The 8081-nt window shown below is 73.4% G+C and carries 5 protein-coding genes; all 5 read left to right on the top strand.

Annotated elements, in window-relative coordinates; genetic code table 11:
- Positions 1-101: 101 nt before the first annotated feature.
- The 5 genes from gcl (at position 102) to GFJ45_RS13960 (ending at position 7862) form a co-directional block, all read left to right on the top strand.
- A complete protein-coding gene (gene gcl / locus GFJ45_RS13980) occupies positions 102-1883 on the top strand; it encodes a glyoxylate carboligase (RefSeq protein WP_153398261.1) in 1782 nt (593 codons plus the stop codon).
- A 5-nt stretch (positions 1884-1888) separates the two neighbouring features.
- Entirely contained in the window at positions 1889-3319 is a 1431-nt protein-coding gene (allB, locus tag GFJ45_RS13975; protein WP_153398259.1) for an allantoinase AllB, read from the top strand.
- Entirely contained in the window at positions 3316-4320 is a 1005-nt protein-coding gene (alc, locus tag GFJ45_RS13970; RefSeq protein ID WP_153398257.1) for an allantoicase, read from the top strand. Before allB ends, alc begins: the two co-directional genes overlap by 4 nt.
- An 84-nt stretch (positions 4321-4404) precedes the next feature.
- The gene (locus tag GFJ45_RS13965) at positions 4405-5757 is read left to right on the top strand and encodes an ATP-grasp domain-containing protein (protein WP_153398256.1); all 1353 of its coding nucleotides are present in this window, start codon (positions 4405-4407) and stop codon (positions 5755-5757) included.
- The gene (locus GFJ45_RS13960; protein ID WP_153398254.1) at positions 5754-7862 is read left to right on the top strand and encodes a CocE/NonD family hydrolase; all 2109 of its coding nucleotides are present in this window, start codon (positions 5754-5756) and stop codon (positions 7860-7862) included. Before GFJ45_RS13965 ends, GFJ45_RS13960 begins: the two co-directional genes overlap by 4 nt.
- Positions 7863-8081: the final 219 nt, after the last annotated feature.

Below are 8081 nucleotides of genomic sequence, written 5' to 3'. Positions count from 1 at the left end.
CGGCCACGGCGACCTGGACCACTCCGCCCTGTTCCACCTCATCGCCAGCCTCTCCGGCCGCGACTAGCGGCAACCCACGCCGCACGACCAAGGAGCATCCGATGCCACGCATGCGCGCAGTCGACGCCGCCGTCGCCGTCCTGGAGCTGGAGGGCGCCACCCAGACCTTCGGGCTGCCCGGCGCCGCGATCAACCCGTTCTACGACGCCATGCGGCGGCACGGCGGGATCTCCCACGTGCTCGCCCGGCACGTCGAGGGTGCCTCCCACATGGCCGACGGCTACAGCCGGGCGGCCGCGGGCAACATCGGGGTCTGCCTCGGCACCTCCGGCCCGGCCGGCACCGACATGGTGACCGGGCTGTACGCCGCCGGGGCCGACTCGGTCCCGCTGCTGGCGGTCACCGGGCAGGCACCGGTGGCCAAGCTGGACAAGGAGGACTTCCAGGCGGTCGACATCGCCAGCATCGCCGCCCCGGTGACCAAGTGGGCGGTCACCGTCAAGGAGGGTGCCCAGGTGCCCGGCGCGTTCCAGAAGGCCTTCCAGCTGATGCGCTCCGGACGGCCCGGCCCGGTGCTGCTGGACCTGCCGCTGGACGTGCAGCAGACCGAGATCGAGTTCAACCCGGAGACCTACGCACCGCTGCCGGTCGAGCGGCCCCGTGCCACCCGCGCCCAGGTGGAGCGGGCCCTCGACCTGCTGCAGCGGGCCGACCGGCCGCTGCTGGTCGCGGGCGGCGGCGTGCTGCTGGCCGGCGCCGAGGCTCTGCTGGTCGAGCTGGCCGAGACCCTCGACGTGCCGGTCGTGCCCACCTTGATGGGGTGGGGCGCCATCCCCGACGACCACCCCCTGGCGGCCGGCATGGTCGGCATCCAGACGGCCCACCGGTACGGCAACGCGACGTTCCTGGAGTCCGACCTGGTGCTGGGCGTCGGCAACCGCTGGGCCAACCGGCACACCGGCGGCCTGGACACCTACCGGCGGGGCCGCACCTTCGTCCACGTCGACATCGAGCCGACCCAGCTCGGGCGGGTGTTCGCCCCCGACTACGGGATCGTCTCGGACGCCCGGGCGTTCCTGGCGACCGCGCTGGAGGTCGCCCGGGAGCGGTGGGCCGCCGGCGTGCTGCCCGACCGCCGCAGCTGGGTGCGCGCCTGCGCCGCGCGCAAGGGGACGCTGCTGCGCCGCACCCACTTCACGCAGGCGCCGATCAAGCCGCAGCGGGTCTACGAGGAGATGAACCGCGCGTTCGGCCCGGACACCGTCTACGTGACCACGATCGGGCTGTCCCAGATCGCCGCCGCCCAGCTGCTGCACGTCTACCGGCCCCGGCACTGGGTCAACGCCGGCCAGGCCGGGCCGCTGGGCTGGACCGGCCCGGCCGCCCTCGGGGTGGTCCGCGCCCGGCCGGACGCGCCGGTCGTGGCGATCTCCGGCGACTACGACTTCCAGTTCATGCTCGAGGAGCTCGCCGTGGGCGCCCAGCACCGGCTGCCCTACGTCCACGTCGTGGTCAACAACGCCTACCTGGGGCTGATCCGGCAGGCGCAGCGCGGCTTCGACATGGACTACGAGGTCTCCCTCGCCTTCGAGAACATCAACAGCACCGACCCCGTCGCCGGCGGCTACGGCGTGGACCACGTCCGCGTCGCCGAGGCGCTGGGCTGCCGGGCGCTGCGGGTGCACGACCCGGAGCAGCTGGCCGAGGCGTTCGGGAAGGCGCAGGCGATGGCCGCCGAGCTGCGGGTGCCCGTGGTCGTGGAGGTCGTGCTCGAGCGCGTCACCAACATCGCGATGGGCGCCGACCTGGACACCGTGACCGAGTTCGAGGAGCCGGCGCGGGGCCGCGACGATGCGCCGACCGCGGTGGCTCTGCTGGACTAGGCCGCATGAGCACCACGACGCAGGACGGCGGGTTCGCCCAGGGCCACCCCGCGGCACGGGTAGCGGCCCGGCCGCCGGACCGGAGCAGCTACGACCTGGTGGTCCGGGCGCGCGAGGCGGTGACCCCCGAGGGGGTGCGGGCCGTCGAGGTCGGCGTGCTGGACGGGCGCATCACCGCCGTCGAGCCGCTCGGCGCGGTCCTACGGGGCGCCGAGGTGCGCGAGCTCACCGCCGACGAGGTGCTGCTGCCCGGGCTGGTCGACACCCACGTGCACGTCAACGACCCGGGCCGCGCCGAGTGGGAGGGCTTCGCCACCGCGACCCGCGCCGCCGTGGCCGGCGGCATCACCACGCTGGTGGACATGCCGCTGAACTCGCTGCCGCCCACCACCACCGTGGCGGCGCTGGAGACCAAGCGGGCCGTGGCCCGCGGCCGGGTGTTCTGCGACGTGGGTTTCTGGGGCGGGGCGGTGCCCGGCAGCTCCGACCAGCTGCAGCCGCTGCACGAGGCCGGCGTGTTCGGCTTCAAGTGCTTCACCATCGACTCCGGGGTGCCGGAGTTCCCGCCGCTGTCGCCGGAGGAGCTGGAGCGGGACCTGGCGGTGCTCGCCGGGCTGGACGCGCTGATGATCGTCCACGCCGAGGACCCGGCCGTGGTCGCCGCCGCGCCCGCCCGGCCGGGGCCGCGCTACGCCGACTTCCTCGCCTCCCGGCCGCCCGAGGCGGAGCGGCGAGCGGTCGCCGCCGTCCTGGCGGCCGCCCGCCGCACCGGTGCCCGGGTGCACGTGCTGCACCTGTCCGACGCCGGCTGCCTGCCGCTCATCGCCGCCGCCCGCGAGGACGGGGTCCGCGTCACCGCGGAGACCTGCCCGCACTACCTGGCGCTGGCCGCCGAGCACGTCCCCGACGGGGGCACCGCCTACAAGTGCTGCCCGCCGATCCGGGACGCGGCCAACCGGGACGCGCTCTGGCGGGGGCTGCTGGAGGGGGTCATCGACACCGTCGTCACCGACCACTCGCCGGCCACCGCCGAGCTGAAGCAGCCACCGTCCGGCGACTTCGCCGCCGCCTGGGGCGGGGTCTCCTCGCTGCAGGTGTCGCTGCCGGTGGTCTGGACCGAGGCCCGGGCCCGGGGCATCGGCCTGGAGCGGGTCGTGGACTGGATGGCCGCCCGCCCCGCCGGCCTGGCCGGGCTGGCCGGCAAGGGCCGGCTGGCGGTCGGCGCCGACGCCGACCTGGTCGTTCTGGCTCCCGAGGAGCGGCTCACCGTCGACCCCGCGCAGCTGCACCACCGCAACCGCGTCACCCCGTACGCCGGCCAGCAGCTGCACGGCCGGGTGCGCGCCACCTACCTGCGCGGCACACGCGTCACCACCGACCCCCACGGCCGGCTGCTGCGCCGCACCGGGGCAGCACCCGCAGAAGGAGAGGAATGACCCCCGAGACCCCCGCCCAGGAGCCGAGCTTCACCGGGCTCATCGACCTGGCCAGCCGCACCCTGGGAGCCAGCGTCGTCGCCGCCAACGACGAGCTGTTCGCCCAGCGGGAGAACCTCATCAACCCCTGGGCGCCCGCGTTCGACCCGCACGAGTTCGGCCACAAGGGCAAGGTGTACGACGGCTGGGAGACCCGCCGGCGCCGCGAGCCCGGCCACGACTGGGCCGTGGTGCGGCTGGGCGCGCCCGGGATGGTGCGGGGTGTCGTGGTCGACACGGCCTGGTTCCGGGGCAACTACCCGCCGGAGATCTCCGTCGAGGCGGCCGCGGCCGAGGGCTACCCCGCGGCGGCGGACGTGCCGGACCTGCAGTGGCACCCGCTGGTGGCCCGCTCCGCGTGCGAGGGCGACCGGCGCAACTACTACCAGGTCGACGACGACCGGCGCTGGACCCACGTGCGGCTGTCCATCTACCCCGACGGGGGCGTGGCCCGGCTGCGGGTGCACGGCGAGGTGGTGCCCGACCCCCGGTTCCTCACCGGCACCGTCGACCTGGTCGCGGCCGAGAACGGCGGCCGGCTGGTGGACACCTCCGACGCCTTCTACTCCTCCCCGGTGCAGCTGATCATGCCCGGCCGGGCCCGCACCATGGGCGAGGGCTGGGAGAACGCCCGGCGCCGCGGTGAGGGCAACGACTTCGCCGTCTTCGCGCTGGGCCGGCCCGGCACTATCCGCCGGCTGGAGGTGGACACCGGCTACTACGTCGGCAACGCCCCCGGGTGGGTGCGGGTCTCGGTCGCCGACGCCCGCGACGGCGGGCTGGACCTGCCGGACGCCTCCGCGTGGACCGACGTGCTGGCGAGGACGGCGGTCGTCCCCGACACCCGGCACCTCTTCCTCGCCGAGGCCGCGGTGCCGGCCACCCACGCCCGGCTGGACGTCTACCCCGACGGCGGGCTGTCTCGGCTGCGGCTGTGGGGCGAGGTCGAGGACCTGGCGTAGCGGCCGGCGGACCGCCGGGACGGTCCCGGCCCGGCTGACCTGGTCCGGTTGCACCGCCTCCGCGGCCATGATTGCGTCCCACCCATGGCTGAGACCACGCCCACGGCGGGCCGCCGCCGCAACGTCTTCGTCCTGGGACTGACCGACCTGCACCGGCGGGAGCTGGAGTGCATGCGCGGTGCCGAGGAGTTCACCTTCCACGGGCTGCTCGACTTCGAGCGGCTGGTGCTGCAGACCGACTACGACATCGACGACCTGCTGGAGCAGGCCCGCGCCGAGCTGGCCGAGTTCCAGCAGTCGGGTGCCACCGTGGACGCGATCGTGAGCCACTGGGACTTCCCCAGTTCGGTGATGGCCCCCATCCTGGCCTCCGAGCACGGCATCCCCGCCCCCTCGCTGGTGAGCATGCTCAAGTGCGAGCACAAGTACTGGAGCCGCCTGGAGCAGCGCGCCAGCGTGCCGGAGGTGGTGCCGGGCTTCACCGCGTTCGACCCGTTCGCCGAGGACGTGCGCGGCCAGATCGACCTGCCGTTCCCGTTCTGGGTCAAGCCGGTCAAGGCGCACTCCTCGGCGCTGGGCTTCATGGTCACCGACGAGGAGAGCCTGGCGAAGGCGGTCGCGGAGATCCGGGCCGAGATCACCGACCTGGGCGACGCCTTTAACCAGGTGCTCGCCCGGGTGGACCTGCCCGAGGAGCTCCACGGCGCCGGCGGCAACAGCTGCCTGGCCGAGCAGGTCATGACCGGCATCCAGGCCGCCCCGGAGGGCACCGTGTCCGGTGGCCAGTTCCACGTGCACGGGATGTTCGACATGCTGAAGGACCCTGCGGGCGAGAGCATCGCCCGGCTGGACTACCCGGCCGCGACCGTGCCGCAGGAGGTGCAGCAGCGCATGGTGGACACCGCCGAGCGGTTCCTGCGCCACATCGGCTACGACGACGGTGCCTTCAACGTCGAGTACATGTGGGACCAGGAGACCGACAAGCTGTGGCTGATCGAGGTCAACACCCGCATCTCGCAGTCGCACAGCGAGCTGTTCCTGCTGGTGGACGGCTCCACCAACCACGAGGTCGCGATCGACGTCGCGCTGGGCCGGCGGCCGGCGCTGCCCAGCCGGGAGGGCCGCTACGAGGTCGCCGCCAAGTGCGCGATCATGCACCACAGCGACGGGGTGGTCACCCGGGTCCCTGGCGAGGAGGAGTTCGCCAGGGTCGACGAGCGCTTCCCTGGCACCCGCGTCTCGCTGCAGGTCGAGCCCGGCGACCGGCTCTCGGAGCTGCCGCACCAGGACGAGTACAACTACATTCTCGGCAGCGTCTACCTGGGCGCCGACTCCCACGAGGGGATCACCGAACGCTTCGAGCAGGTCACGGCGATGCTGCCGATCGACATCACCGCCGCCCCCGAGGACGTGTCGCTGCCGGAGGCCACTGCGTGAGGTCCGTCACCGAGCTGCCGCACGAGATCGAGGTCATTGAGAACGTCTTCATCCCGCTGCGCGACGGCCAGCAGGTCGCCGCGCGGGTGTGGCGCCCGGTCGACGCCGAGCGCAACCCGGTCCCGGCGGTGCTGGAGTACATCCCCTACCGCAAGCGGGACGCCACCCGCGGACGGGACGCCGTCAACCACCCGTACCTGGCCGGCCACGGCTACGTCAGTGTGCGGGTGGACCTGCGCGGCAGCGGCGACTCCGACGGGGTGCTCGTCGACGAGTACCGCCCGCAGGAGCACGAGGACGCCGAGGACGTCATCGGCTGGCTGGCCGAGCAGCCCTGGTGCGACGGCAACGTCGGCATGATGGGCATCTCCTGGGGCGGGTTCAACGCGCTGCAGGTAGCGGCGCTGGCCCCGCCCGCGCTCAAGGCCGTGATCAGCGCCTCGGCCACCGACGACCTCTACGTCGACAACATGCACTACATGGGCGGCTGCCTGCTGGCGGACAACCTGTCCGAGGCGACCGTGATGTTCGCCTTCAACAGCCTCCCGCCGGACCCCGAGATCGTCGGCGACCGCTGGCGGGAGATGTGGCACGAGCGGCTGCGCGGCAGCGGGCTGTGGCTGGAGAAGTGGCTGGAGCACCAGCGTCGCGACGACTACTGGAAGCCGGCCTCGGTCTGTGAGGACTACTCGCGGGTGCAGTGCCCGGTCATGGCGGTCGGCGGGTGGGCCGACGGCTACACCAACGCCATCTTCCGGCTGCTGGAGAACCTCGACGTCCCGCGCCGGGGGCTGGTGGGCCCGTGGGGCCACAAGTACCCGCACGTCGGCGTGCCCGGACCGGCCATCGGCTTCCTGCAGGAGGTGGTCCGCTGGTGGGACCACTGGCTCAAGGGCATCGACACCGGCCTGGAGGAGGAGCCGATGCTGCGGGCGTGGATGCAGGACAGCATCTCGCCCAAGGCCACCTACGAGGACCGGCCCGGCCGGTGGGTCGGGGAGGACGACTGGCCGCCGCCCGGGGCCAGCGAGCACGAGCTGGTGCTCACCCGCCACCACCTGGTGGAGCGCGGCGGGCCGCCCAGGCTGATCCGGCACGACCACGCGCCGGAGGACGCGGCCGGTGACAGCGGCCCGGTGCCCGAGCGCGACGTCGAGCAGCACGACGTCACGCTGCAGTCGCCGCTGAGCGTGGGCATGTTCGCCGGCAAGTGGGCCTCCTACTCGGCCGTGCCCGACCTGCCCTACGACCAACGCGAGGAGGACGGCGGCGCGCTCGTCTTCGAGACCGACCCGCTGCTGGAGGACGTGGAGATCCTCGGCATGCCGACCCTGACGCTGGAGGTGAGCGCCGACCGGCCGGTCGCCCAGCTGGCGGCCCGGCTCTCCGACGTGGCGCCCGGTGGCGAGGCCACCCGGGTCACCTACGGCGTGCTCAACCTGACCCACCGCGACGGCAGCGAGCACCCCGAGCCGCTGGAGCCCGGCCGCCGCTACCAGGTCGAGCTGCCGCTCAACGGCATCGCGCAGCGCTTCCCCGCCGGGCACCGGCTGCGGCTGTCGCTGTCCACCTCCTACTGGCCGCTGGTGTGGCCGTCCCCGGAGGCCGCCTCGGTGACCATCCGCACCGGTGTCAGCTCGCTGCGGCTGCCGGTGCGGCCCCGGCGCGAGCAGGACGAGCGGCTGCGGCCGCTGGGCGAGCCCGAGGGCACCCCGCCGCTGGAGACGACCACGCTGGGCACGGGCGAGCACCACTGGCGGGTGACGCGGGACCTGGTCACCGACATCTCGACGCTGGAGGTGGTCAACGACCAGGGCACCTTCCGCCTCGATGAGACGGGCACCGTCATCCACCGGGACACCCGCGAGTGGTACAGCTTCCGGTGGAACGACGTCACCTCGGTCCGCGGCGAGACCCGCACCGTCCGGCGGCTCGAGCGCGACGACTGGCGCACCGAGGTGGTGACCCGCACGGTGCTGAGCTGCACCACCAGCCACTTCCTCGTCAGCGCCCAGCTGGACGCCTACGAGCTGGACGAGCAGCGGGGCAACCCGCGCGTCTACTCGCAGAGCTGGGAGCGGGAGATCCCCCGGGACCTGGTCTGAGCACCGGCCGGTCCGGGGGTCTGCCAAGGTAGGTCCCGAGCACAACTGTCGGCGGGTGACCGGGTCGGGTGCCTGGCCAGGGCGGAAGGCTCAGCTGCGGGCGAGCTGGAGGCTCAGCTGCGGGCGAGCTGGAGGCTGACCTACTCCCGTTGACGTACGACCGTTGAGCGTGGACTGCGAGGAGGACGGTAGATGAGCACGATTGCGTTCGTTGGCTTG

Source organism: Ornithinicoccus halotolerans, assembly GCF_009602535.1.
Taxonomy (GTDB): domain Bacteria; phylum Actinomycetota; class Actinomycetes; order Actinomycetales; family Dermatophilaceae; genus Ornithinicoccus; species Ornithinicoccus halotolerans.
The sequence above is the reverse complement of the archived record's forward strand: the minus strand, read 5'-3'. Positions and strand labels throughout refer to the sequence as shown.

Bases quoted from the DNA above. Each gene is read 5' to 3' on its own strand.
- gcl (WP_153398261.1), top strand. From the start codon at position 102: ATGCCACGCATGCGCGCAGTCGACGCCGCCGTCGCCGTCCTGGAGCTG.
- allB (WP_153398259.1), top strand. From the start codon at position 1,889: ATGAGCACCACGACGCAGGACGGCGGGTTCGCCCAGGGCCACCCCGCG.
- alc (WP_153398257.1), top strand. From the start codon at position 3,316: ATGACCCCCGAGACCCCCGCCCAGGAGCCGAGCTTCACCGGGCTCATC.
- GFJ45_RS13965 (WP_153398256.1), top strand. From the start codon at position 4,405: ATGGCTGAGACCACGCCCACGGCGGGCCGCCGCCGCAACGTCTTCGTC.